The organism is Mycobacterium ulcerans subsp. shinshuense, from assembly GCF_002355775.1.
Lineage (GTDB): Bacteria > Actinomycetota > Actinomycetes > Mycobacteriales > Mycobacteriaceae > Mycobacterium > Mycobacterium marinum.
This window is the reverse complement of sequence record NZ_AP017624.1, coordinates 3824030-3850672: the sequence shown is the minus strand read 5'-3', so window position 1 is coordinate 3850672 and position 26643 is coordinate 3824030. Positions and strand designations below refer to the sequence as shown.

The window sequence follows — 26643 nt, the reverse complement described above, 5'->3', positions numbered from 1 at the left end:
CCGTGCCTACACTCCGGCCCCAATAGCGCGGCACCAAAGATCATCAACCCAGCTCACAAGCCTGCTAATCAACAACGCCGGAGCCCTGAGATTGCCGCGAGCCTGGCATGTCGTGATCTCTACTCAACTTTTGGCGATCTGATTTTTCTACAGATGCATCGCTGACCTGCGGATATAGCGTGTTTGGACCGGTTGGGTCCGGGTCGAACTCTGTTGGCCTTTGGGTGGATGGGCGGTGGGTGTTGTGTCGTTTGTGAGTGTGGTTCCGGAGTGGGTGGCGGCGGCGGCAACCGATGTGGCCGGGATTGGGTCGGTGGTGGGTGCGGCTAATGCGGCGGCGGCGGGGGCGACGACGTCGGTGACGGCGGCTGCCGGTGATGAGGTGTCGGTGGCGATTGCGGCGTTGTTTGGGGGTTTGGTCGCGAGTATCAGGCGGTGTGTGGGCAGTGGGCGGAGTTTGAGCAACGGTTCGCGCGGGCGTTGGGGGCCGGGGCGGGGGCGTATGCGGGGGCTGAGGCGGCTGCGGTGGGGACGTTGTCGCCGCTAGGGGTGATTGAGCGGGGCGTGTGGGGGGCGGTGAACGGGCCGGCGGTGGCGTTGTGGGGCGGCCGTTGATCGGTGATGGCGCTGATGGGGCGGCCGGGACGGGTCAAGCCGGTGGGGCGGGGGGGTTTGTTGTGGGGTAACGGGGGTAATGGGGGTTCGGGCGGGGTGGGTCAAAGCGGTGGGGCGGGTGGTTCGGCGGGGTTGATCGGGCGAGGCGGGGCCGGTGGTGCGGGCGGGCTCAGCGGCGCCTCGGGGGCCGGCGGTGCGGGCGGGGTGGGCGGCAATGGCGGCTGGTTGTGGGGTGCCGGCGGGGATGGTGGTGCTGGCGGGGTGGGTGCGCTTAGCGGTGGTGTTGGTGCTGCGGCGGGTCGAGCGTGGTTGTGGGGTGCGGGCGGGGCCGGCGGTGCCGGCGGGCAGGGCATGGGTCTCGATGGCGGTGCCGGTGGCGGCGGCGGGCAGGGCGGGCTGGTCTATGGCGGCGGCGGCGACGGTGGTGCCGGCGGGGTGGGTGCGCTTAGCGGTGGTGTTGGCGGTGCGGCGGGTCGAGCGTGGTTGTGGGGTGCGGGCGGGGCCGGCGGCGCCGGCGGGCAGGGCATGGGTCTCGATGGCGGTGCCGGTGGCGGCGGCGGGCAGGGCGGGCTGGTCTATGGCGGCGACGGCGACGGTGGTGCCGGCGGGGTGGGTGGTGAGGTCGGCGGTGGTGGCGCCGGCGGTACCGGCGGGGCCGGTGGTGCGGCGGGGCTGATCGGCCACGGTGGGGCCGGGGGTGGCGGTGGTGCCGGCGATGGCGGTAGCACCGGGGGTGCGGGCCAGACCGGTGGTGATGGCGGCCGTGCCGGTGATGGGGGCGTTGGGGGGCGGGGCGGCTGGCTGGCCGGTGCCGGCGGCGACGGGGGTGCTGGCGGTGTCGGGGGTGTCGGCGGTGCCGGTGGTGGCGGCGCGGACGGGCTGGTGTTGGGCAGTGACGGCGGAGATGGCGGTGATGGCGGTACCGGCGGGGCCGGGGGTCCGGCGGCGCCGGGGGTGCGGGCGGGTTGATCAGCTTCTTCGGCGGCCAGGGTGCCGGCGGGGCCGGCGATGCCGGTGGGGCCGGTGGGCTGGCCGGTGATGGTGGTGTGGGGGCCACGGGCACGTTTGCCGGTGGTGGCAGCGGTACCGGTGGTGCCGGCGGTGATGGCGGCACCCCCGGTGTGGGTGGTGCTGGCGGCGCCGGCGGGGCCGGCTCGATCGCGGGCGCTCATGGCAGCGAAGGTGCCCGCCCACTGAGCGGTAATGGCGGTGCCGGAGGCCGGGGGCCGATAGCGCGGTGCTGGGCGGAACCGGCGGGGCTGGCGGCAACGGCGGTCTCTACGGCAATGGTGGTGCGGGCGGGGCTGGCGGCAACGGGATCGCCGGATCGCGGGGCTTGACCGCGATCACTGCGGGCGACTCGGGTACCGTCGGCCACGACGGTGGCGCCGGTGGTAACGGTGGCGCCGGTGGCCACGGCGGCGACTCCGGTACTGGCGGGTCCGGCGGTGCCGGTGGTACCGGCGGGAGCACCGGATTGCACGGCCTTTCCGGAGCAACCCCGACCAGCGGCGGCAACGGCGGTGCCGGCGGCGAGGGGGGCAGGGGTGCGATCGATATCGCCGGTGGGACCGGCGGGGCCGGTGGTGACGGCGGAACGTATGGAGATGGCGGTGACGGCGGTGCCGGTGGCGACGGTGTTACCGGATCGCAGGGGTCGACCGCGACCACACCGGGGGGCTCGGGTACCAGCGGTGGGGCTGGCAGCGCTGGTGGTGCTGGCGGGTCCGGCGGGCTGGGCGGAACCCTGGCTGGTCACGGCGGTGATGGTGGTGCCGGCGGGGCCGGCGGTGATGGTGGTTTCGGCGGGTCCGGCGCGACGGGTAGTGCCGGGGATCAGGGCAGCGCCGCGGATCCCAACGGTGGCCGTGGCGGGTCCGGCGGGCTCGCCGGCGACGGCGGCCGCGGTGGAGACGGCGCGGTCGGGTTCGGTGGGGCCGGCGGGGACGGCGGCCACGGCGGTAACACCGGCGCCGGCGGGGTCGGCGGTAAAGGCGGTGTCGGCTCGACCACAGGACTCACCGGCCTTGGCGGGCATAGCCCGACTAACGGCGGCAACGGCGGTGCCGGCGGTGATGGCGGCAAAGGCGCGGTCGATATCGCCGGCGGTGCCGACGGTGCCGGCGGTAACGGCGGGCTCTACGGCAACGGCGGGCACGGCGGCGACGGCGGTGACGGCGTCAATGGAGAACGCGGGCTGACCGCGATTGCTCCGGGGGGCTGAGGCACCGACGGCGGCGCCGGCAGTGTGGGCGGCGCGGGCGGGGCCGGTGGCAACGGTGGGGCCCTGGCCGGTCACGGGGGCGACGGTGGCGACGGCGGGTTCGGTGGTGATGGTGGTGCCGGCGGATCCGGCGCGGCCGGTGCCGCCGCGGATAACGGCACCCACAACGGTGGCCGCGGTGGTGACGGCGGCCACGGCGGTACCGGGGGCGACGGCGGTGCCGGGGGCGACGGAGGAGCAGCCGGTCACGCACAAGCGGCCGGCTACTCCGATGGCACCCGCGGTGCTGGTGGGTCCGGTGGCGCCGGTGGCGCCGGCGGGCTGGCCGGCGACGGCGGCCGGGGCGGAAACGGAGCCGCGACAACCGGTGGCGCCGGCGGCGACGGCGGCAATGGCGGTGACCCGGGTGTGGGCGGTGCCGGCGGTAAAGGCGGTGCCGGCTCGACCAACGGATTGAGTGGACTAGGCGGGTACAGCCCCACCAGCGGCGGCGACGGCGGTGACGGCGGCGACGGCGGCAGCGGTAGCGCCGGCAACCTCTCTAACCCACCGGGCGATTTCGGCGGAGCCGGTGGGCGGGGCGGCAACGGCGGGGCCTACGGCAATGGCGGTAACGGCGGCGACGGCGGGACCGGCGGCGACGGAAGCCAAAGCCTGAGCGGGTCTGGCGGTGGTCCTGGTGGGCATGGCGGTGCCGGCGGCGTGGGAGGTGCCGGAGGAGTCCTCGGCGGTAACGGTGGGGACGGCGGTACGGGGGGAACCGGTGGCGCGGGTGGTATGGGCGCGCACGGTGAGTCGCAGGTGGACGCAAACGGCCTGAACGGCGGTGCGGGCGGTCTCGGGTCTGCTGGCGGCGCCGGCGGCGACGGCGGCAACGGCGGAAAGGCCCATGCAACCGGATTCCACGATGGTGCCGGCGGCCACGGAGGCGACGGCGGCCAAGGAGGCACCGGGGGGTACGGCGGCGAAGGCGGCAACGGCAAAGCCGGGTACAACCAGCGGGCTGGAGGAGATGGTGGTGCCGGTGGAGACGGCGGCTTCGGTGGCAACGGCGGCACCGGCGGCCTCAACGGCGACGGCACTAGAGCCGCCGGAGGCGCCGCGGGCATTCGAGGGGTCGGTGGCACCGGCGGCAGCGGGGGAGACGGGCTCGGTGGCCGCACCGCGACCGGCGACGGCGGCCACGGAGGTAACGGCGGTGCCGGTGGTTACGGTTCTGTCGGCGGTGTCGGTGGCAGCGGCGGCGACGGCGGCAATGGCGGCCAATCTGGTACGCCGCGATACGGAGGTCACGGTGGTAACGGCGGCGACGGTGGCGTCGGCTCCGTGACCGGAGGAAGAGGCGGTGCCGGCGGCGACGGCGGTCACGGTATCGACGGTGCCGGAGGCTTGTTCGGCCCGAGCGGCGGTGGCGGTGGCACTGGCGGTAATGGCGGGGCCGGCGGCTCCGGTGGCACCAACGGCACCGGCGGAGTCGGCGGGGCCGGTGGCAATGGCGGCAACGGGGGCACCGTGTTCAGTACAAATTCCGCGGCCAGCGGTGGCGCCGGTGGCGGCGGCGGTAACGGAGGTAACGGGGCGGCCGGCAGCACAACGGCCGGCAACGGGGGCCGCGGTGGTACCGGTGGCATCGGTGGCGCCGGTCGTACCAACAGCGGCGACGGTGGCAGCGGTGGGAATGGCGGCGCCGCCGGCGAGGTCGGCCAAACCGCCGCAATCCTGGAAGTGGTCCCCGGCGTTGGTGGCGCCGGCGGCGATGGCGGCGAAGGTGGCTACTCCAACACAGTCGGCGGCGTCGCTGGCAATGGCGGGACTGGTGGTGCCGGTGGCAGCGGCGGCACCCTCGATCACAACGTCGTCTTTACCTACTCCGGGGCCGGCGGGGTCGGCGGCACCGGTGGTGTTGGCGGTTCCAGCACCTACGGCACCGGCGGCGACGGCAGCCGAGGCGGGACCGGCGGTAGAAGCACCTTTGCCGGCACCTCCGGCACCGGTGGGATCGGCGGTATCGGCGTCCTCGGCACCGCCGGGGTCGGCGGCTACGGCGGGGACGGTGGCACCGGCGGCACCGGTAACGGCGCTACGGGGGGCTACGGCGGTGCCGGCGGCCGCGGCGGCACCAGCACCATTGACGGACAACGCATTCCCGGCTACAACGGTGGCCCAGGCCAACCTCCTCCACCCGGCTACGCCGGTCCGCCCGGCGTCGGCGGGACCGGCGGCGCCCCCGCAAGCCCCTGACCCCCGCGCGGTGGGTCGTGTGCCGGTCGAACCACGATGAGGGTGCAGAAAGCCGCGGTTGGTTCGCAATCCCGGCTGCGGCCGCGGCACGGATGTCAAACTGGAGCACATGGCCCAAGAGTTGATGTTTGAGGAGCCGCGTCGCGGGAAGCCGCCGCGACACCTTGCCGATTTCGACGCGGAGGGCCGCGCGTCGGCGGTGGCCGCGCTCGGCCTGCCGCCTTTCAGGGCCAAGCAGCTGGCACACCAGTACTACGGTCGGCTGATCGCCGATCCCCGTCAGATGACCGACCTGCCGGCGGCGGTGCGTGACCAGATCGCGGAAACGATGTTCCCGAACCTGCTGACCGCGGCGCGAGAGGTCACCTGTGACGCGGGCCAGACGCGAAAGACGCTATGGCGCGCCACCGATGGTGTCACCGTCGAATCGGTGCTCATGCGCTACCCGCAGCGCAATACGGTGTGCATCTCCTCGCAAGCGGGCTGTGGGATGGCGTGTCCGTTCTGCGCGACCGGGCAGGGCGGCCTGACCCGCAATCTGTCGACTGCAGAGATCGTCGAACAGGTGCGGGCCGCGGCCGCGGCGTTGCGCGACGAGTTCGGTGACCGGTTGTCGAATGTCGTGTTCATGGGCATGGGGGAGCCGCTGGCCAATTACGCCCGGGTGCTGGCGGCGGTGCGTCGCATCACCGAACCGCCGCCGACGGGTTTTGGCATCTCGGCCCGATCGGTGACGGTCTCGACGGTGGGTTTGGCGCCCGCGATCCGCAAGCTTGCCGATGAACGCCTCGGCGTCACGCTGGCGCTGTCATTGCATGCGCCCGACGACGAACTGCGCGACACGTTGGTGCCGGTCAACAACCGGTGGAAGATCAGCGAAGCTCTCGAGGCCGCGCATTACTATGCAGAGGTGACCGGTCGTCGGGTCTCCGTCGAGTATGCGCTGATCCGTGAGGTCAATGACCAACCTTGGCGGGCTGATCTGCTGGGTAAACGACTGCATGGCGCGCTGGGTCCGTTGGTCCATGTCAACCTGATCCCGCTCAACCCGACACCGGGCAGCGATTGGGATGCGAGTCCCAAGCCGGTGGAGCGGGAGTTTGTCAAACGAGTTCGTGCACAAGGGTTTTCGTGCACCGTACGGGATACTCGCGGCCGCGAGATCAGCGCCGCCTGCGGACAGCTGGCCGCCGAAGGCGGGTAGCTGGAGCGTGGGCGATTGGGGCTGGGCCTGCGGACAGCTGGCCGCCGAAGGCGGGTAGCTGCAGCGGGTGCGATGAACCGCGTCAGTGGGTATTACGTCATCAAGGCAAACACCAGTAAGTGAGGTCTGCTATGACTGTTCGCCCTACGCCCCGCAATCGTTGGTTTGTCGCGGTCCTGATGGCCAGCATGGTCGCGCTTGTCCTGACGCTCGGCGTGATCGCCGCGCCGCGCGCCCGCGCCGCCGACGATCGTCTCGATTTCACCGCGACGACGCTGGGCGGCGCGCCCTTCAACGGGGCCAGCCTGCAGGGTAAGCCGGCGGTGTTGTGGTTCTGGACGCCGTGGTGCCCGTTCTGCAACGCCGAGGGCCCCGCCGCCAGCCAGGTGGCGGCCGCCAACCCCGGGGTCACATTCGTCGGCATCGCCGCGCATTCGGACGTGGGTGCGATGCAGGGCTTCGTCTCCAAATACGGGCTGAACTTCACCAACATCAACGACGCCGACGGCGCGATCTGGGCGCGCTACAACGTGCCCTGGCAGCCGGCCTGGGTGTTCTATCGGGCCGACGGTTCCTCGACCTTCGTCAACAACCCCACCTCGGCCATGTCCCAGCAGGAACTGGCCGACCGGGTCGCCGCGCTGACGTCCTGATTCCCCGACCCCGATGAATTCGGCCCTGGTCGCGCTGGCCTTCGCCGCCGGATCGGTGGCCGCGCTAAACCCATGCGGATTCGCGATGCTGCCCACATACCTGCTGTTGGTGGTGCGCGGGCAGCATGGCGGCGAGTCGGGGGAGGCTGCCTCTCCGATCGGCGCGGTCGGCCGAGCCATCGCCGCCACCATCGGGATGGCGCTCGGTTTCCTTACGGTCTTCGGTGCCTTTGGCGCTTTGACCATCTCGGCAGCTTCCACGGTGCAGCGATACCTGCCCTACCTGACTGTGTTGATTGGTGTGCTGCTTTTCGGCCTTGGGGTGTGGCTGCTGTCGGGGCGTGAGTTGGCCGCGCTGACCCCTAGCGGGTTTGGTCCGCGATGGGCGCCAACGGCCCGCTTGGGTTCCATGTACGGCTACGGCGTCAGCTATGCCGTCGCCTCGTTGTCCTGCACCATCGGGCCGTTTATCGCGGTAACCGGGGCGGGCCTGCGGGGCGGTTCGATCCTGGGGGCGGTGGCAATCTACCTGGCCTACATCGCGGGCCTGACCATGGTGGTCGGCGCACTCGCCATTGCCGCCGCGACCGCCAGCTCGGCACTGGCCGACCGGTTGCGGCGGGTGCTGCCGCTGGTCAACCGGATCAGCGGTGGGTTGCTGGCGGTGGTTGGGCTCTACGTCGGCTACTACGGCTACTACGAGGTGCGGTTGACCTCTGGTCTACTGGTCGATCCCCAAGATCGGGTGATCGGTGTGGCCGGCCGCATCCAAGGTGAGTTGGCCGGCTGGGTCCACCAGCACGGTATCTGGCCGTGGGTGGTGGTGCTGACGTTGCTGGTGGCCGGTGCGTTCAGCGTTAGTTGGTATCGGCGGGCCCGTCGCTAAGCGGCGCGCGCCGAGTTGGTCGGGAAACCGCTATCGGAGCCAGCCGCGCCGGCGGCCCCACAGGTCACGAACCAGGACGGCCAGCGTCAGTACGGCGAACCCGATGAGGAACCAGTCTTCGACATGGCCGACGTGGTTGCCGCGCGGCATCGCCAGCAGGAACACAAAGATGCACGCGCCGGTGATGTGCCAGGTGCGGTAATTGATCCGGCTCCATCCCCAGCGTGCGGACGGCACCTCGGCGATATCGACGCCGGTGAAAGGCTCCACCTCAGTACTGGCCACAGCGATTCCTCCGGATGGGATTGGCTACTGCACGTCTTCGGATCGAACCCGATCATTCTGGCACATCTGCCCGAAGCGCAGACCGGGGTCATCACCTTTGTGCTACCCGTCCGGAGGAATCGCCGTAGCGAAATGCGTCGCCGCTGCCGGTGATGCCTAGCTGGCTAGCTGGGCGGCATCAGCACGGTGTCGATCATGTACACCACGGCGTTGGCGGTTTGCACTCCGCCGCAGACCACGGCCGCGTCACCGACCTGTAGGTTATTGCCAGAACCGGTGACGGTCAGCGAGGCGCCCTCGACGGTGCTGTGGGTGCCGACCACCTGCGACGGACTCAACTGCCCGGGGACCACGTGATAGGTGAGGATCTTTTTCAGCAGCGGCGCATCGGTTTTCAACGAGTCGATCGTTGCGGCGTCGATCTTGCCGAACGCGGCATCGGTCGGGGCGAAGACTGTGAATTGGCCGCCGTTGAGGGTGTCGACCAGGTTCACCTGCGGGTTGAGCTTGCCGGACAACGCCGAGGTCAGCGTGGTGAGCATCGGGTTGTTCGACGCCGCCACCGCGACCGGTTCGGCCGCCATGCCGGCTACCGACCCTGGCCCGGTCGGCACTTGCTGTGCGTAGGCACTGGATCCGGGGCCGGCCAGCGTGTCTGGCGGGCTGGCCATCGCGCTCGGAGCGGTGGCCACCACCAGGCCTACCGCAGCGGCTGCCGCGAGACCGGTTGCTGCAATTGCTGGGTTGTGGAACTTCATTGCCTATGGCTCCTTTGTTGTCGGGTGGATCTCTGACTGTTATTCGGAGCCGCAGCGATTTTGGATCGGTGTTGTGGGAAAAATAATTCATCCGTAGGTGAATGAATACACCTGCAATCCTTTGCTGGGATGCACTTCTATCGTGGTTCGTTGCACTTGGTCGCCGGCGACGATTTGATGCGAGGTGGGTGCCCCGCCGATCCGCAGCGTCGTCGACTTGCCGGCTCCGGTCACGGTGAGGGTTCCGGTGCCACCGACCACCAGATAGACGTTCTTGGCGAGGTAGTTCAGCTTGATGCGGCAGTCGTCGCCGTCGGCCGTGGCCCGCTGGTGGTCCAGGGACCAGGGGCCTTGCAGGGCGAAGGTGTCTGGGGGCAGCGCGAGCGGATAGCTGAACGTCGCCGAACCCTGGTCGTAGCCGCTGCCGGCGAAGGTGACCGCTTTGCCCACGCCGAAATATGTCTCGGGGGTCAGGCTCAGCGCGGGTGTGGTGTCGGCGGCGTCCACGGGTGCCGGCAGTTTGGCGCCCGGATTGGCGTCGGCGAGTAGCCGTCTGATCAGGTTCTCCGTGCCGTCGTAGTCACCCTCGCCGAACTTGATGTGCCGAACGGTGCCACTGGCATCGATCAGATACTCGGCGGGCCAGTATGCGTTGCGGTAGTTCGTCCAGGTCGAATAGTTGTTGTCCAGCGCGATCGGGTAGGTGATGTTCAGATCCGCGGCGCCGGCCGCAACATTTTCCGGCACCTTTTCGAACGCGTACTCGGGTGTGTGCACGCCGATCACTTCCAGGCCGCTGTCTTTGTAGGCCCGGTACCAGCCGACGACGTGGGGGATGGCGCGTTGGCAGTTGATGCATGAATACGCCCAGAAGTCGACCAGCACCACGCGGCCTCGCAGCGAACTCAACCGGATCGGTTGGTGCTCAGGGGTGTTGAGCCAGCCGCTGATTCCCGTGATGTCGGGTGCGCTGCCACAGTCTTGCGGTTGGGCGGCGCCGTTGGTGCAGTCGGAGAGCTGCGCGTTTTGGTCAGTCACAAGACCGCCGATGCCGCCCAGGTTGGTGCCGATCTGGTTGGGGCCGCCCACCTGCTCCGGTAGGCCCTGTAGCGCACTGGTGTAGTCGGGGATGGCCCGTTGCAGAGTCGCGGGCAGATTGAGCACCAGGGCCACTGCCAGCAGAATCGTCACGACTCCGGCCCCAATCCGGATCTCGCGCTGGCGCCGACGAAACGCGCTCACCCGTCCTGCCGTCTCGCGCCCGGCCAGGGCGAAGAACAGCAGTGGCAAGGCGGTTCCGAGGGCGAATGCGCAGGTGAGCACGACGGTGTTGAGCCCGATTCTCGAGGTGGCGCCGGCCAGGATGATGGCGGTGAGCACCGGGCCGGCGCAGGGAACATAGAGCACGCCCAGCGCCAACCCGAGCCCGAAACCGGTGCCGCCAGCACTGATCGAGTTGTGCGGGATGCGGGAAAACGGCCGCTGCAGCCACTGTTCGAGTCGCGGAAAGATCAAGCCCAAGCCGATCGCCACCAGCGCGGCCAGCGCGACCCAGCGGATGGTGTCCTGGCGCAGATGCAGCAACGACAGCAGCGCCGAACCCGTCAGGGTCACCAGACAGAAGCTGAGCACCAGGCCGGCGATCACCCGATAGGGGCGTGTCTGGACACGCGCGGCCTTCGGGTCCGGCGTACTAACCCCCGTCTGTGTGGTGGCCACCGTGGCGCCGCCGTGGGCGCCGGAGAAGAAGACCACCGGCAGCACCGGCAGGATGCACGGCGAGATCCCGGTGATCAGACCTCCGACGAAGCCGACGAGTGCAAGCGTGACCATGTTCACTATTCGAAACTGCGGAGGTCCTGGATGGCTAGTCGAAGCGGCGGGCTGGCCGGGCCGCATTGGGGTCGGTCGGGGCACAATGATGGAGTGACTACTGCCACCGACGGGTCCGCCGACGGCCGCTTGCGCGTGCTAGTGCTGGGCAGCACGGGTTCGATCGGCACCCAGGCGCTGGAAGTCATCGCCGCCAATCCGGACCGTTTCGAGGTCGTCGGGCTGGCTGCCGGGGGCAGCAATCTGGACACGCTGCTGCGACAGCGCGCCGAGACCGGCGTAACGGAGATTGCGATCGCCGACGAGCGGGCGGCGCAACTGGCCGGCGACATTGCGTACCAGGGGCCCGACGCTGTCACCCGGCTGGTGGAGGAGACCGAGGCCGACGTCGTCCTCAACGCGCTCGTCGGCGCATTGGGCCTGCGCCCGACGCTGGCCGCGCTGGCATCCGGGGCCAGGCTGGCCTTGGCCAACAAGGAATCGCTGGTTGCCGGCGGTCCACTGGTACTGCAGGCCGCGCAACCCGGTCAGATCGTGCCGGTCGACTCCGAGCATTCCGCGCTGGCTCAGTGCTTGCGCGCAGGCACCCCCGACGAAGTCGCCAAACTAGTGTTGACCGCCTCGGGTGGGCCGTTTCGGGGGTGGTCGGCGGCCGACCTTCAGGAGGTCACCCCGGAGCAGGCCGGTGCCCATCCGACCTGGTCAATGGGCCCGCTGAATACGCTGAACTCGGCCTCACTGGTCAACAAGGGACTCGAGCTCATCGAAACCCACCTACTGTTCGGCATCCCGTACGAGCGCATCGAGGTCGTCGTGCATCCGCAGTCGATCGTGCATTCCATGGTCACCTTCGTCGACGGTTCGACCATCGCCCAGGCCAGCCCCCCGGACATGAAATTGCCGATCTCGCTGGCGTTGGGCTGGCCGCGCCGGGTGCCGGGTGCGGCCCGTTATTGCGATTTCAGTCAGGCTCAGACGTGGGAGTTCGAGCCGCTGGACGACGAGGTGTTTCCCGCCGTCGAGCTGGCTCGCCATGCCGGCGAGACCGGCGGGTGCATGACCGCGGTGTACAACGCGGCCAACGAAGAAGCGGCAGCGGCCTTCCTCGCCGGCCGGATCAGTTTCCCCGCCATCGTGGGAACTATCGCCGACGTGCTGCACGCTGCCGACCAATGGGCCGTTTCACCCGCTAACGTGGATGACGTACTTGACGCGCAGCGTTGGGCGCGGCAGCGGGCACAGCGTGCGATCGCCAAAGCAAGCCCGGCCGGCGCATGCGAGAAGGTCTCCGGACTGGCTTGAGAAAGGTCGATAGAGGCTGATGATGTTCGTTGTCGGCATTGTGCTCTTCGCACTCGCCATCTTGATATCGGTGGCGCTGCACGAGTGCGGCCACATGTGGGTAGCGCGTGCGACCGGAATGAAGGTGCGGCGCTATTTCGTCGGCTTCGGTCCCACCTTGTGGTCGACGCGCCGAGGCGAAACCGAGTACGGGGTCAAGGCCATTCCGGCGGGTGGCTTCTGTGACATCGCCGGCATGACCCCGGTGGAGGATCTCGAGCCCGACGAACATGACCGGGCGATGTACAAACAGGCGACCTGGAAGCGGGTGGCGGTCCTGTTCGCCGGGCCTGGCATGAACTTCGTTATCTGCCTGGTGCTGATCTATGGCATCGCAGTGGTCTGGGGGCTGCCGAACCCGCACCCGCCCACCCAGGCGATCATTGGCGAAACCGGCTGTGTCGCACCGGAAACGGCTCAAGGAAAACTGGAGCAGTGCACCGGGCCGGGGCCCGCGGCGCTAGCCGGACTGCGCGCCGGTGACGTCGTCGTCAAGGTCGGTGACACCGCGGTCTCCACCTTCGACGAGATGGCGACGGCCATTCGCAAGCTGCACGGCAGCGTGCCGATCGTCGTCGAACGCGACGGAACCACGGTGACGGCCAACGTGGTCATCGAATCCACCCGCCGCTGGGTTCCCAACGAGCAGGGCAATCAACTCGAGCCCGCGACTGTCGGCGCTATCGGGGTGGGTGCGGCCCAGTCCGGGCCGACGCAATACGGGATTCTGTCGGCGCTGCCCGCCACGTTCGCCTTCACCGGTGACCTAACGGTCGAAGTGGGCAGGGCGCTGGTGGCCATCCCGACCAAGGTCGGCGCGCTGGTCCACGCCATCGGGGGCGGCCAGCGTGACCCGCAGACGCCGATCAGCGTGGTCGGCGCCAGCATCATCGGCGGCGACACCGTCGACCACGGGCTGTGGGTGGCCTTCTGGTTCTTCCTGGCCCAGTTGAATCTCATCCTCGGGGCCATCAACCTGCTGCCCCTGTTGCCGTTCGACGGCGGCCATATCGCCGTCGCGGTGTTCGAGAAGATTCGCAACATGATCCGCGCGGCCCGCGGCAAGGTGGCCGCGGCGCCGGTGAACTATCTCAAGCTGATGCCAGCGACCTATGTGGTGCTGGTTTTCGTGGTCGGATACATGCTGTTGACCGTCACCGCCGACTTGGTCAACCCGATCAGGTTGTTCCAATAAGAACCAGAAAGAAGGGGTCACAGTGACCACTGGCCTGGGCATCCCGCAGCCTCCGGCGCCCACGCTTTCGCCCCGCCGCACCACGCGTCAGCTGATGGTCCGCGATGTCGGAGTCGGCAGCGATTACCCGGTCTCGGTGCAATCGATGTGCACCACCAAGACCCACGACGTCAATGCCACGCTGCAGCAGATCGCCGAGCTGACCGCGGCGGGCTGCGACATCGTCCGGGTGGCTTGCCCCCGCCAAGAGGACGCTGACGCGCTGGCCGAGATAGCCCGGCACAGCCAGATTCCGGTGGTCGCCGACATCCACTTCCAGCCGAAGTACATCTTTGCCGCCATCGATGCCGGTTGCGCTGCCGTGCGGGTGAATCCGGGCAACATCAAGGAGTTCGACGGCCGGGTGGGGGAGGTCGCCAAGGCGGCCGGGGCGGCTGGCATTCCGATTCGCATCGGGGTCAACGCGGGCTCGCTGGACAAGCGGTTCATGCAGAAGTACGGCAAGGCCACGCCCGAAGCGCTGGTCGAGTCTGCCCTGTGGGAAGCGTCGTTGTTCGAAGAGCATGGTTTCGGCAACATCAAGATCAGCGTCAAGCACAACGACCCGGTGATCATGGTCGCCGCCTACGAGCAGTTGGCGGCCCAATGTGACTATCCGCTGCACCTGGGGGTCACCGAGGCCGGTCCGGCCTTTCAGGGCACCATCAAGTCCGCGGTCGCTTTCGGTGCGCTGGTCTCCCGTGGCATCGGTGACACCATCCGGGTGTCGTTGTCGGCCCCACCCGTGGAGGAAGTCAAGGTCGGCAACCAGATTCTCGAGTCGCTGAATCTGCGACCACGGTCCCTTGAGATCGTGTCCTGTCCGTCCTGCGGACGCGCTCAGGTTGACGTCTACACGCTGGCCAACGAGGTCACCGCCGGCTTGGACGGTCTTGACGTTCCGTTGCGGGTGGCCGTGATGGGGTGCGTCGTCAACGGTCCTGGTGAAGCGCGTGAGGCTGACCTGGGAGTGGCCTCGGGCAACGGCAAGGGCCAGATCTTTGTGCGGGGCGAAGTGATCAAGACGGTGCCCGAAGCGCAGATCGTCGAGACCCTGATCGAGGAGGCGATGCGCATCGCCGCAGAAATGGGAACTGAGGATCCGGGCACGACATCAAGCGGTGCGCCTATTGTGACCGTAAGCTGATAGGGGTCAGTGAATTGTCTGGCCTCAGTTCGCACCACAGAGAGATCTGAGATGTCGGCTCCGCCCATCATGCGCCTTGTCGGCGAACCTCGGGTGTCTGTGGTGCGTGACGTTGCCGCATTGTGGCGAGTGCTCGACGAGAATCCGGTCGAATCGTGCATGGTCGCCACGCGGGTGGCCGACTACGGAATCGAGCCCAATTCGCTTGGCGGGGAACTGTGGACGCGCGACGGAGTGGATGAGTCGTTGTGCTTCGCCGGCGCCAACCTGATCCCGCTGCGCGGTGAATTGATCGATTTGAACGCGTTCGCCGATGAGGCGAAGAGCACCGCGCGGCGGTGTTCGTCGCTGGTGGGCCGGGCCGATCTGGTGCTGCCGATGTGGCAGCGCCTGGAGTCGGCCTGGGGGCCGGCCCGCGATGTGCGTGACCACCAGCCGCTCATGGCCATCAACACCCACCCCAGTTGCGCGATCGACCCGGAGGTACGCCAGGTCCGACCCGAGGAGTTGGACGCCTACCTGGTGGCCGCCGTGGACATGTTCATCGGTGAGGTGGGCATCGATCCTCGCCTCGGAGACGGCGGCCGGGGTTATCGCCGCCGGGTCGCCAGCCTCATCGCGGCCGGGCGGGCGTGGGCCCGGTTCGAGCACGGTGAGGTGATTTTCAAGGCCGAGGTGGGGTCGCAGTCTCCGGCCGTCGGGCAGATCCAGGGGGTTTGGGTTCATCCGGAGCGGCGCGGCCTGGGTTTGGGTACCGCGGGAACCGCCACGCTTGCCGCGGTGACCGTCGGCAGCGGGCGCATCGCCAGCCTGTACGTGAACAACTTCAACACGGTCGCCCGCGCCGCCTACACGCGCGTCGGCTTCAAGGAAGTCGGCACCTTCGCCACAGTGCTGCTCGACTGAGCAGCCTCCTGCACCAAACCCCTTCGTAGCGTCAACCAGATCCGACATAACGGTTGGGTCTCGGTGTGTCTACGCCCTCCTTGGCGTCACTGTTCTTACCATCAGTAACGATGGTAACTAGAGCAACGTCTCGGTGTGTCTACGCCCTCCTTGGCGTCACTGTTCTTACCATCAGTAACGATGGTAACTAGAGCAACATTGGCCTCAGCTGGCGCAGCCCTTTTGTTGGTCTGCTGCATGGCGCTGCCAGGCTGCACGCCCCGCCCCGAGGGCCCGGGGCCGGCTGCCGCGAAATTCTTCGCCGCGCTCGCCGTTGGCGATACCGCGACCGCGGCCCAGCTCAGCGACAACCCCAACGAAGCCCGGGAAGCGCTCAACGCCGCGTGGGCGGGTCTGCAGGCGACCCACCTGGACGCGCAGATCCTCAGCTCGAAGTATGCCGAGGACACGGGCACCGTCGTCTACCGCTTCACCTGGCACCTTCCCAAGAATCGGACGTGGACCTATGACGGCCAGTTGAAGATGGCCCGCGATGAGGGGCGCTGGGCGGTCCGCTGGGTATCCACCGGCTTGCATCCCAAGCTGGGGGAGCACCAGACGTTTTCCCTGCGCGCCGACCCGCCCCGGCGGGCGTCGGTCAACGAGCTCGGCGGCACCGACGTGCTCGTGCCGGGCTACGTGTATCACTACGCTCTGGATGCCGTCGAGGCCGGCCGCAACCTGATCGGGACCGCCCACGCCGCGGTTGATGCCCTGCACCCCTTCAACGACACGCTCAACGACCCGCAGCTGCTCGCCGAGCAGGCCAGTTCGTTGACGTACCCGCTGGACTTGGGGGTCACCCTGCGTCCTGACGACAGCGGTCGGGTCGCCGAAGCGATCGGCCACCTGCCCGGTGTGGTGATCACGCCTCAGCCCGAGATGTTGCCGACCGACGATCATTTCGCCGGAGTCGTCATGACCGAGGTGAAGAAAGCCGTGGTCGACGAGCTGGAGGGCGAGGCGGGCTGGCGGGTGGTCAGCGTCAACCAGAACGGTGTGGACGTGGCGGTGCTGCATGAGGTGGCACCGTCACCGGCGCCGTCGGTCACCATCACGTTGGATCGGGCCGTGCAGAACGCCGCGCAGCGCGCGGTGGACGCCAGGGGCGGCAAGGCAATGATCGTGGTGATCAAGCCTTCGACCGGAGAGATTCTGGCGGTGGCGCAGAATGCCGCCGCCGACGCCGACGGCCCGGTTGCCACCACCGGCCTGTATCCACCCGGGTCAACCTTCAAGGTCGTTACCGCCGGTGCGGCCGTCGAGCGCGATATGGCCACCCCCAACACCATGCTCGGCTGCCCCGGCGAACTCGACATCGGCCATCGCACGATCCCCAATTACGGCGGCTTCGATCTCGGCGTAGTGCCGCTATCACGCGCGTTCGCCAGTTCGTGCAACACCACCTTCGCGGAACTGAGCAGCAAGATGCCCCCGCGCGGGTTGACGCAGGCGGCCATTCGCTACGGCATCGGGCTCGACTATCGAGTGGAGGGCCTCACCACGGTCACCGGTTCGGTGCCCCCGACGGTGGACCTGGCAGAGCGCACCGAGGACGGGTTCGGCCAGGGCAAGGTGCTGGCCAGCCCCTTCGGGATGGCGCTGGTGGCGGCCACCGTGGCCGCGGCCAGGACACCGGTTCCGCAGCTCATCGTCGGTCGGCCCACGCAGGTGACGGGTGAGGGCGCGCCGATCAGCCCGAAGATGGTGGACGCGCTGCGCCCCATGATGCGCCTGGTGGTGACCAACGGCACCGCCAAAGAGATCGCCGGGTGCGGCGAGGTCTTCGGCAAGACCGGTGAAGCCGAATTCCCGGGCGGGTCGCATTCCTGGTTCGCCGGATACCGCGGTGACCTGGCGTTCGCCTCGCTGATTGTCGGCGGTGGCAGCTCGGAATACGCCGTGCGGATGACCAAGATTATGTTCGAGCTGATGCCGCCCGGGTACCTGACCTAGCCGCTGTGGGCGCCTGGCTGGGCCCGCGGCGTCGCCACTGATCCCGCAACCGCGGTAAGTTGCCAGGAGAGGCGGATGATCGCCGTTAGCGAGGGACATCAGGAAAAGGCCATGACGGATTCCGGTGCAGAGATGGTGGCGTTGCGGGTCTCCGACGCCGACAGGAACGGCACGATGCGCCGTTTACACAACGCGGTAGCGCTCGGGTTGATCGACATCAATGAATTCGAGCAGCGTTCGTCTCGGGTGTCGTTTGCGCGCACCCAGAACGAACTGGACGGGCTGGTCTGTGACCTGCCCGGGCCGGGTGCCATCGTCACATCCGCGGCTGACCGGGTCGAATTGCGTGGCTGGGCCGGGTCGCTGAAGCGCCATGGCGAATGGATGGTCCCGACTCGCCTGGCGTTGGTTCGCCGGCTGGGCTCGATCGAACTCGACCTGACCAAGGCGCGTTTCGCGGGACCCGTGGTGGTGATCGAACTCGACATGAGGTTCGGCTCACTCGAGCTCAGACTGCCCGAGGGGGCCAGCGCCTCCATCGACGACGTCGAGGTTTACGTGGGCAGTGCCAGCGACCGTCGCAAGGATGCCCCTGGTGAAGGCACACCGCATGTCGTGGTGACGGGCCAGGTGGTGTGCGGCTCCGTGGTGATCCGGGGTCCGCGCCGGGCCTTGCTGCGCCGCCATCAGGTGTAACCAGCGGTTCGTCCAGGCAGCGACCATCGGGGCGGGATGTGACGGCGGGCCGGGCGCTCCCGGTGAGGTGCGAGTCACCGGCCAGGCGCGACTAAGCTAGCGGGATGCCTGCTCGCACCGCGCTTTCCCCCGGAGTTCTCTCGCCGATGCGCTCGGTGCCCAAGTGGATCGCGCGCCCGGAGTATGTCGGCAAGCCGACGGCCCGCGAAGGGACCGAGCCATGGGTGCAGACGCCTGAGGTCATCGAGAAGATGCGCGTGGCCGGGCGGATCGCGGCCGGCGCACTGGTCGAGGCGGGCAAAGCGGTCGCACCCGGGGTCACGACCGACGAGCTGGACCGGATCGCCCACGAGTACATGGTCGACAACGGCGCCTACCCGTCGACGCTGGAGTACAAGGGCTTCCCCAAGTCGTGCTGTACCTCGCTCAACGAGGTGATCTGCCACGGAATACCCGACTCGACGGTGATCGCCGACGGTGACATCGTCAACATCGATGTCACGGCTTACTTCGACGGGGTGCATGGCGATACCAACGCGACCTTCCTGGCCGGCGACGTCTCCGAGGAGCACCGGCTGCTGGTGGAGCGCACCCGGGAAGCGACGATGCGGGCGATCAACGCCGTCAAACCCGGACGGGCGTTGTCGGTCATCGGGCGAGTGATCGAGGCGTATGCAAATCGCTTTGGCTACAACGTGGTTCGCGACTTCACCGGCCACGGCATCGGTACCACCTTCCACAACGGGCTGGTTGTATTGCATTACGACCAGCCTGCGGTGGAGACGATCATGCAGACCGGGATGACATTCACCATCGAGCCGATGATCAACCTGGGCACGTTGGACTACGAGATCTGGGATGACGACTGGACGGTGGTCACCAAGGACCGCAAGTGGACCGCGCAGTTCGAACACACGCTGCTGGTCACCGATACCGGTGCCGAGATTCTCACGTTGCCATGAGCTCTCCACACGCGAGCAGACGCAAACTCGCGTAGCCGTCCGCGTGCCGGTGCGATTTTGCGTCTGCTCGCCATGCTCGGTGGCGTCGGCGGTTGACCCGTTACCGGGTGGTTAGCCGCAGGAAGCTCGAGGTGTCGCGGGACTGCGACTGGATGAACTCGTGGCACGCTCTGGTCGATTGGCGGTAACTTGCGTAGGTGCCCTCGTTGATGACCACGCTCGACGGATTCCCGGTCCAAGTGGCAGTGGCCGGTCCCGCAAATGGCGTCGTCGTCGTCATTCTTGGTGCCGATCAACGCGCCGTCACCGCGTATGACGCGGTGTGCGAGCGGCTGCATACCGCCTCACTTCGAACGGTGGTGGTGGGCGCCGACCCGCGGCTGACGTCAAAATCCGTGGTTGGCATCCTCGATGCCCTGGGTATCAAGTGGGCGGTGGTGGTCGGCGATCGGGAGGGCGCCGAACTCGCCTGGGAACTGGCGGCGACGAGGTTGGGCAGGTTCGCCGGCTTGGTCGCAATTGACCGTGGCCATCCGGCGATCGCCGATTCCGAGGGCGTCGTTCGTGATGACTCGTGTCCGCCCGTCGAGATCGCCACCACCGTGCTGGTGACTTCGGCGGCCGTGCGGGAAGCGGCCCGTAACAGCCAGCAGTTGGTCTACGCCGAGTATCGGGTGGTTGAGCTGCTGGGCCGACGCAACGCGCAGGAGTCGACGGCCCAGCTGGCCACCGAGATCGTGCTGCGCACCAGCGGTTGGTAGGTGCCGCCAACCTGGCCTTTCGCGAGCGGGCCGGGGATGTCTAGTCTTGTGCCACAACCGTTTCCGTTGAAATATTCGGCATGACACCACGCTGGGCGATGCGGATGCTCCAGCATGATGGGGAGAGGACGGGTGGTCTTGAACGCCGCTGGACCGGGACCGATCGTGGGGATGACCACATATCTGGACCAGGCCAAGACTGGTGTCTGGGATGTCAGCGCAAGTTTTCTGCCCGCCAGCTATTTCGACGGTGTCACCATGGCTGGTGGCATCGCCGTGCTGCTGCCTCCGCAGCGGGCCGATGCCGATGCTGCCAACAGAGTGCTCGACAGCCTCGATGCCCTGGTCATCACCGGAGGTAAGGATGTCGACCCCGCTGCCTACGGCCAACAGGCGCATCCGGCCACCGACGAGCCGGCACCGATCCGGGACAGCTGGGAGTTCGCGCTACTGCGCGGTGCGCTGCAACGGGGGCTACCGGTGCTCGGTATCTGCCGCGGCGCTCAAGTTCTCAACGTCGCATTCGGTGGGACGCTGCACCAGCACCTGCCCGATGTGCTCGGGCACAACGGACACCGGGCAGGCAACGCGGTGTTTTCCTCGCTGCCGGTGCGTACCGTGCCCGGGACCCGGTTGGCGACCTTGATCGGGGAATCCGCGCAGGTGCGTTGCTACCACCACCAGGCCGTCGCCGAGGTGGGCGAAGGCTTGGTGGTCAGCGCCTTTGATGTCGACGGCGTGGTCGAGGCGCTGGAGCTGCCGGGGGAGAACTTCGTGTTGGCCGTGCAGTGGCATTCCGAGGAGTCATTGGAGGATCTGCGTCTGTTCTCGGCGGTGGTTGATGCCGCCCGGTCGCGCAGGAGCGGGTGAGCGGATCGGCCCTTCGGATTGGACGCCGCACTCGCCTCCGCCGACCTGGCTGCGCCCTAGTGTGGGCGCTACCCCGGCGGCTCACTGCCGACGGCGTCACCGATTGGTTCGCAGATCCATCCGGTGCGTTGTAGCACCGAGACGACGGGGCTGGCGGCAATCGCTGTTATCCACGCCTGCGGCACCGACAACGCTCCGATCGACGTTGCGTGATCAACGTCGACCAAAAGCTGGCTACCGCCACTGTCTGCGACGGTGGTTCGTGCTAGGCCCGAGGCGGTAGCCGTTTCCAGGACATGTAGCGTGCGGGCCGCGAGATTTGACCGTAGGACAACCGAACTCAGTCTTGACAGCGACAAAGCCGCTGGGGAGATCGCGGCACCCAATGACGCATAGGGCGCAGACAGGGCCTTGAGCGCTCGCGGAATTGATGAAACCACCTGAGTGCCGGTAGTCATGATCGCGAGGCTATCCATGGCGGCTGTCCCGCAGGCAACGGGCGAACCACGGTGGGCCAGCTTCGTGAACCCGATGGCGACGAGTTGGGAGGTCAACGGCGTCGACCTCGGTGAGATAGCCAGGGCGCCGGCGAAGTCGTGCACGGCGTCGGCGCAGTGCACCCACACCCGGTCGTACTCGGCTTCGAGCTCGGCGATAACCGGGCTGGCCTGGCCCAGAAAGTTGTTCGCCGACAACCACTTTCTCATCATGCGGTTGGGCGCGATCAGCTGTGCCGATGTCATCTTTGCTGCTGCCTGTTCGTAGGCTTGCGCGGCAGTTTCGGCCTGAACCGCGGTCTGACTGGCATGGCGGGCCAGGGCGGTGAGCAATGCCCAGTGCGGCGCAATGACCCGCATCACCGGCACCGCCGCCGGCCCGCGCCACCCGCTGGTGAGCCCGGCGGCGATCGAACTACATTCCGCTCCAATCTGGCGCATCCCGGCGGTCAACCCGCGCAACGCCACCGCGGTGGCCTGCAGGGAGCCCGGACGAGCTCGGCCGGAGTTGACCTCCGGTGGCAACTTTCCGAAGTCCATGGCTATCTCTTCGGCCTCTTCCGCGCGACAAATGTTCGGGGGATGGCAGGAGTGGGCCGCAAAGACATGATCAATTCCTAAAGCGCTGGGGGACGGGTTGATTCCGCTGTTGTCCCGTTATCGATGTGCTCGGGATCGTTGGCATTCGATGGCATCCCGCGAAGGGGTTACCGCATCGAAGAACGAAGAACGGCGTCATGCAACCAGCGCAGACGCGTTGAAAGCGCGTGGTTGGCAATCACCTGTAACCGGTTGTGCTGCAGCACAACCGTCGGGAACGATCAGCGCCGAGCGACGCAGAACTCGGTCAAGATATCTCGGTCAGCGGCAGTCGCCGCCGGTGGACCGGGCGGGTGCACGTGGATCAGCTGGGATTGCCAGCCCCGGGTTACCCAACCACTCGTCGGCGACCAGGCCGAAAGTGGCCCAAGGTGGGCCTGGCTTGGCGGCCGATCCCGCGTCATCCAAGCGTTTCTGAAGGGTTTCTGATGCGCGGGAGGAGCGTCTTGATCGCTATGGTTCACGGGTTGTGGGCCGTGAGCGAGCTGCAGGTGGCCGATATCGGGGATCGCCTGCGACCATGCTGCGGGTTGCAGTAGTGCCGCGGCAGAAAGCCCGGACCGCAGTGCCCAGCCCGCGATGACGGCGGCAAAAAGACCTACCGCGACGACAACAACGACGACGGCGCGTTGCCATCGTCGGGGAGAAGCCGCGCATGGGAAGGTCACAGTGGCGCAAACATACAGCGCCAGCATTGTTGGGGGCTGGAAGAAACCTTTGAGATTGGTTAGAGGAATGGCATTTTCAGCTGGGTAACTGAGCACGGGCACGTGATCGGGGCCCGATGCGGCGTGGGCCCCAACAGCATCCCGTCATCGTTTGGGTCATCCGGCGGCCGGGGAACGGGGTACCACCGTTGAGCGCAGCTCGAACCGGGAGGCGGCAGGGCCGTTGGCGCTGCGCCCGGCCATGCCGGTCAACGGCATGAACGGCATACCTGCGGTGCCGCTGTCTAGGGTGCCGACCGAGGACAAACTGCTCGGCAGGTTCGCGGCGACGGCACTTGTGGCTGGCGCGGTGATCCAAGAATGCGGAACCGACAACGCCCCTACCGTCATGCCGGGGCCCATTGGGGCGCTCAGTGCCGCACCGCTACCCGTGATTCCCAGCGAAACCGATCCCAGCGATTGCGCCCCGGACTCGACCGCCTTGACCGCACCTGTGGCCGCGGCAGTGAGCGAACCGGTTGCGGCTTTGGTAAATCCGATCCCCTTATCGAGAAAGTTCAGCGCGTACATGGCGAAGTTCAGCGGCACGGCCAGTGAGCTCAGCTTCGAAAGCGACGTTGACAACGACGTGAAGGCGCTATTCAGGGATGTCATGATGGGTGCGGTGGCGAGCCCAGCCAGGGTCCCGGGCAGCGTTGTGATCACCTGAGATGCCGCCAGTACGGCCTCGAGGCTTGGCGCAGCCGCCGATGCGCCGGTCGATTGCGTGGCGGCAACACCTTGTCTGGCCAACCCGACCGGGTCGGTGATCGGCGGCGGTGAAGTAAATGGCGTCAGCCGTGTGGCGCTCGCGCAAGCACCCGCGTAGCCATACATCGCTGCCGCATCCTGTGCCCACATCTGTTCGTAGTTGGCCTCGGTTGTCGCGATCGCCGGGCTGTTCTGACCTAGTAGGTTGGTCGCGATCAACGCTGCCAGATGGGCACGGTTGGCGGCGATCACCGGTGGCGGCACTGTCGCCGCGAACGCGCCGGCGTGGGCACTGACGGCCGCTCTTGCCTGGGCTGAGGCTAGCTCTGCCTGGGCCGCGGTGGTGCTGAGCCACGCCGCGTAGGGCGCGGCGGCTTGGGCCATCGCGGTAGCGGCCGGGCCCTGCCACTTGCCGGCCAGTCCCGCGGTGATGGAGCTATAGCAACTGGCCGCCGAATAGAGCTCGGTGGCCAACGCGTCCCAGGCTGTTGCCGCGGTCTGCATGGATGTCGATCTTGGCCCGGCATACATGCGAGCGGAGTTGATTTCGGGTGGTAAAGCTGCATAGTCCATTGCTATTTCCTCGGGTCTTGCGCCGGTTGGCTGGCTTGGTGCGTTGGCGTGTCTGTCGCCGCGGGCATGACGAATTAGTTTGTGGCGCAACAGAACATGCACTTCTTCTGGACATGTTTGGGTGCGCCGTTTAGGGCATGACAAGTCGCACGGGTCAGCGAGATTGCTGACCGGGTGTAGGTTTCGCCGGCTCCGTGTCAGCCTTGGAATGGCCGCACAACGAGCCTGGTGCTAGCCGATCAGCAGCGAGCGACGCAGAGCTGGTTGAGATATGCCCGCCCGGCGGCAGCTGCCAGCGGGGCGCGCGCACGCAGTGCCCTGAGCGGGTGGCCCGCCGTGGTCAGTGAGGCAGGTGTGGATAGCCACCACTGCGGCGGTGCCGAGCGCGACCACGTCGGCGGCCGATCCCGTTTCAACCCAGCGCTTTTGCAGGGGCTGTGACCTGTGGATGACGAGCATTGGTGCCCGGTGCTGCGCACGGACGGTTTGTCGATGTCGGCTCGGCTGAGGCCGGCGGCGGATGCTGTTGCGGCCGGATGCAACGGAGTGGCGGCCGCCACCCCAGAGCGCAATGCCCAGCATCCGATGACGGCGGCGAATAGGCAAAGCCCGGCCACCACAGCGATGGCTGACTGCCATCGCGTCGGCTTGTTGGGGCCCCGCAGAAACACAGTGATTCAACGGTACCAGCGACCGCGCTCAGCTGAGGTGGTAAGGCATGAAACGGCTTTCGCGCCGGTGCCGACCATGGCCGTGAACCGGATTGGCAGGGAGTCCGGTCAACCCGCCGCTGGCGGGTGCATGACCACTGTCGGCTTGAACCCGTAGCGGGGGACCTCGCTGAAACCGCGTCCGCCAAAGCCGCTCAATGGCAGCCCGCCGAGCATGCTCGCCGGGCCGTGTGCGGTCAGGGGTGCGCCGGCGGCAACGGATGGCAAGGTCGCCACTGCGGCGCCGACCGGCGAGGTTGTCGCCCAGGTCGGGGGCACCGACAATGACCCGATCGAGGCCGCATTTCCCACCCCCGCCGACACGGCGGTGCCCAACCCGCCGAATCCGCCGAGACCGGGTGCGGCCCCGCCGAGGCCGCTGCTGGCGGCGATGGCGGCGTCCTCGGCAGCGTCCATGGCCGAGAAACTGGATAGCCCGAAGAAGTCACACATGGTTCCAAAGAAGTTGCCGGGCGTGTAGAAGCCGGAGCCGATCGCGTTCGTGGTTATTGCGTTGACGGCTGTGCCCAGCGGCGATCCGTCGGTCCCGTTGAAGAATGCGAGCAGCCCGCTCGGGGTCGTCAGGTCGATGCCCTGTAAACCGAGCCAACTTTGAATGCGGTCCAGTTGTGGGGCACCCAGCCCCAGCGCGCCCGCGACATCGGTGATGGTCACGTCGGACGCTGACGGCGAGGCCAGCCCCTGCAGGGCGGTCGGCACCGTTGACATCACCTGCGACAGCGATGCCTGGCTTTGGGCGCTACTTGTGGTCGCGGCCTGGGCGATCAGGCCGGCCTCGGGGCTGGTGGTCGGTGGTGGGTCGGCGAACGGGGTCAACTGCGTTGCCGTCGCGCAGCACGCGCCATAGCCGTATATGGCGGCCGCATCTTGGGCCCACATCTCGCCGTAGGTGGCCTCGGCGGCGGCGATGGCCGGCGTGTTTTGGCCGAGTAGGTTGGTGGCGACCAATGAGGCCGACAGCGCGCGGTTGGCCGCGATCATCGGCGGTGGCACGGTCATGGCGAATGCGGTTTCGTAGGCCGCGGCGGCGGCCTTGGCCTGCAGTGAAGCCTGCAGGGCCTGTGTCGCGGTGCCCGCCATCTAGGCGATGTAGGGGGCGGCGGCGGAGGCCATCGAGGTCGATGCGGGCCCCCGCCACGGCCCGCTCGTCATGGCGGCCAATGCTGAACTGTAATCGGCTGTGGCCGAGGATAACTCGGTAGAAAGGCCATCCCAGGCCAGTGCGGCGGCCAGCATCGCGCCCGAGCCGGGGCCGGTGTACATGCGTGCCGAGTTGACTTCGGGCGGAAGCGCTGCGTAGTCCATGGTTGCACCCACCGCTCAACCGGCGATGATTACGTTGGTGGCTTCGTTGGTGGGATGGCAGGCCGCACCGACCGACCGCCTCGGACCAAGGCATTTGGCGTTATCCGCTGCCGCGGAGCATATTTGGGGTATCGTTCGGGCAGATGACATGGGCTTCTCTTTCGGAATCGAGCCCGGCCCCGGTAAAGGTGTCCGTGTTTGGGCGCGCAGCGGCGCACGATTGAAAAACAGCACACGAGCATGAAATATGGCTCAGTGAAACCATTTTCGATGTCGAGCGCGATACCGGGACCGGATGGGTAGATTACGGCCGTCGACTTCAGTGAATTGCTCCGCCCGTGGTTGGGGGAGAAGCTGGTCCGATCGTTGTGTCGATTGTGCGTTGATCCATGGCTGGGATGCCGGAAATGCCTCCCCACCAACGTCTATCAGATCGGATCGTCATCGAATCCGGTACCGGCGCGGTGGTGCCCGCGGCTTGAGGCCGACCCGAGCCGATGTGACGACGCGTATCAGCCGACGCGTTCGGCAGGCATCGAGCACTGCTCTTCTAGCCGTGCGCTACTGCAGGTCAGGAAACAAGGTGCCGATTTGTCCGGTGCAATAGTCTTTCGAATCAAGCGCGACGATGGCTGCCGGCAGCACAGAGCACAGGCCATGTGCGTCCCCTTAGGGTTGGCGGAGACTCCCTGTATCTAGAAGGTAACTACTGCAACCACATTGATGCAATCGATTTGCAGAAATAGTTGCGAATCATTTGCTACACGACCCAGATGTGCACCATCTGCGGTTCGGGGGAGAGCGGGTGTGGGCTCAGGGCAACCTGTTGAGCCCGTCTTCGCCTAGCAGGGTGCCGCCGGTACCGCCGGCTCCGCCCTTGCCGTCGGTGCCCGCAGTTGCACCGGCAG

The 26643-nt window shown here is 67.5% G+C and carries 18 protein-coding genes and 2 pseudogenes; 14 read left to right on the top strand and 6 right to left on the bottom strand.

Features of this window, described 5'->3' with window-relative positions; all coding sequences use genetic code 11:
- Positions 1–244: 244 nt before the first annotated feature.
- The 5 genes and pseudogenes from SHTP_RS30715 to SHTP_RS17305 all read left to right on the top strand — a co-directional run.
- Positions 245–3031 (top strand): annotated as a pseudogene (locus SHTP_RS30715) (PE family protein); the annotation flags it as partial.
- Between the two features lie 216 nt (positions 3032–3247).
- Positions 3248–5080, top strand: a complete 1833-nt coding sequence (locus tag SHTP_RS29845; protein ID WP_477497732.1) for a GTP-binding protein CgtA — start codon at positions 3248–3250, stop codon at positions 5078–5080.
- A gap of 109 nt (positions 5081–5189) precedes the next feature.
- Entirely contained in the window at positions 5190–6284 is a 1095-nt protein-coding gene (gene rlmN / locus SHTP_RS17315) for a dual-specificity RNA methyltransferase RlmN (protein ID WP_096372532.1), read from the top strand.
- 131 nt (positions 6285–6415) lie between these two features.
- Positions 6416–6937 (top strand): disulfide bond-forming protein DsbE, encoded by a 522-nt coding sequence (dsbE, locus tag SHTP_RS17310; RefSeq protein WP_096371264.1) that lies wholly within the window; start codon positions 6416–6418, stop codon positions 6935–6937.
- 13 nt (positions 6938–6950) lie between these two features.
- Entirely contained in the window at positions 6951–7823 is an 873-nt protein-coding gene (locus SHTP_RS17305; protein ID WP_096371263.1) for a cytochrome c biogenesis CcdA family protein, read from the top strand.
- A gap of 30 nt (positions 7824–7853) precedes the next feature.
- Here the strand turns inward: SHTP_RS17305 and SHTP_RS17300 are convergent, their stop codons facing one another.
- The 3 genes from SHTP_RS17300 to SHTP_RS17290 form a co-directional block, all read right to left on the bottom strand.
- Entirely contained in the window at positions 7854–8108 is a 255-nt protein-coding gene (locus tag SHTP_RS17300) for a DUF2631 domain-containing protein (protein WP_071498386.1), read from the bottom strand.
- Positions 8109–8272: 164 nt separating this feature from the next.
- Complete coding sequence (locus SHTP_RS17295; protein WP_096371262.1) at positions 8273–8866, bottom strand: fasciclin domain-containing protein; 594 nt, start codon at positions 8864–8866, stop codon at positions 8273–8275.
- A gap of 87 nt (positions 8867–8953) precedes the next feature.
- On the bottom strand, positions 8954–10699 hold the full coding sequence (locus SHTP_RS17290) for a cytochrome c biogenesis protein DipZ (RefSeq protein ID WP_096372531.1): 1746 nt from the start codon (positions 10697–10699) through the stop codon (positions 8954–8956).
- Positions 10700–10792: 93 nt separating this feature from the next.
- Here SHTP_RS17290 and dxr point away from each other — a divergent pair, with 93 nt between their 5' ends.
- The 9 genes from dxr (at position 10793) to SHTP_RS17245 (ending at position 20611) form a co-directional block, all read left to right on the top strand.
- On the top strand, positions 10793–12001 hold the full coding sequence (gene dxr / locus SHTP_RS17285; RefSeq protein ID WP_096372530.1) for a 1-deoxy-D-xylulose-5-phosphate reductoisomerase: 1209 nt from the start codon (positions 10793–10795) through the stop codon (positions 11999–12001).
- Positions 12002–12020: 19 nt separating this feature from the next.
- On the top strand, positions 12021–13235 hold the full coding sequence (locus SHTP_RS17280) for a M50 family metallopeptidase (RefSeq protein ID WP_096371261.1): 1215 nt from the start codon (positions 12021–12023) through the stop codon (positions 13233–13235).
- A 22-nt stretch (positions 13236–13257) separates the two neighbouring features.
- A complete protein-coding gene (ispG, locus tag SHTP_RS17275) occupies positions 13258–14421 on the top strand; it encodes a flavodoxin-dependent (E)-4-hydroxy-3-methylbut-2-enyl-diphosphate synthase (RefSeq protein WP_096371260.1) in 1164 nt (387 codons plus the stop codon).
- A 51-nt stretch (positions 14422–14472) separates the two neighbouring features.
- Complete coding sequence (locus SHTP_RS17270; RefSeq protein ID WP_096371259.1) at positions 14473–15327, top strand: GNAT family N-acetyltransferase; 855 nt, start codon at positions 14473–14475, stop codon at positions 15325–15327.
- A gap of 180 nt (positions 15328–15507) precedes the next feature.
- Positions 15508–17322 carry a penicillin-binding transpeptidase domain-containing protein gene (locus SHTP_RS17265; RefSeq protein WP_096371258.1) on the top strand — a complete coding sequence of 605 codons (1815 nt, stop codon included), beginning with the start codon at positions 15508–15510 and terminating at the stop codon, positions 17320–17322.
- A gap of 111 nt (positions 17323–17433) precedes the next feature.
- Positions 17434–18018, top strand: a complete 585-nt coding sequence (locus SHTP_RS17260) for a DUF1707 SHOCT-like domain-containing protein (RefSeq protein WP_036427447.1) — start codon at positions 17434–17436, stop codon at positions 18016–18018.
- A 104-nt stretch (positions 18019–18122) separates the two neighbouring features.
- Entirely contained in the window at positions 18123–18980 is an 858-nt protein-coding gene (gene map, locus SHTP_RS17255; RefSeq protein WP_012393640.1) for a type I methionyl aminopeptidase, read from the top strand.
- A 209-nt stretch (positions 18981–19189) separates the two neighbouring features.
- A complete protein-coding gene (locus tag SHTP_RS17250; RefSeq protein ID WP_020788093.1) occupies positions 19190–19741 on the top strand; it encodes an alpha/beta hydrolase in 552 nt (183 codons plus the stop codon).
- A gap of 114 nt (positions 19742–19855) precedes the next feature.
- Complete coding sequence (locus tag SHTP_RS17245; RefSeq protein ID WP_231991153.1) at positions 19856–20611, top strand: gamma-glutamyl-gamma-aminobutyrate hydrolase family protein; 756 nt, start codon at positions 19856–19858, stop codon at positions 20609–20611.
- Between the two features lie 68 nt (positions 20612–20679).
- Here the strand turns inward: SHTP_RS17245 and SHTP_RS17240 are convergent, their stop codons facing one another.
- The 3 genes and pseudogenes from SHTP_RS17240 to SHTP_RS17220 form a co-directional block, all read right to left on the bottom strand.
- Entirely contained in the window at positions 20680–21648 is a 969-nt protein-coding gene (locus SHTP_RS17240; RefSeq protein WP_015355222.1) for a PPE family protein, read from the bottom strand.
- An 884-nt stretch (positions 21649–22532) separates the two neighbouring features.
- Positions 22533–23699: a PPE family protein gene (locus tag SHTP_RS17230; protein ID WP_096371255.1), complete on the bottom strand. Its 1167-nt coding sequence runs from the start codon at positions 23697–23699 to the stop codon at positions 22533–22535.
- Positions 23700–24478: 779 nt separating this feature from the next.
- Positions 24479–25735: pseudogene (locus SHTP_RS17220) on the bottom strand (PPE family protein).
- Positions 25736–26643 lie beyond the last annotated feature (908 nt).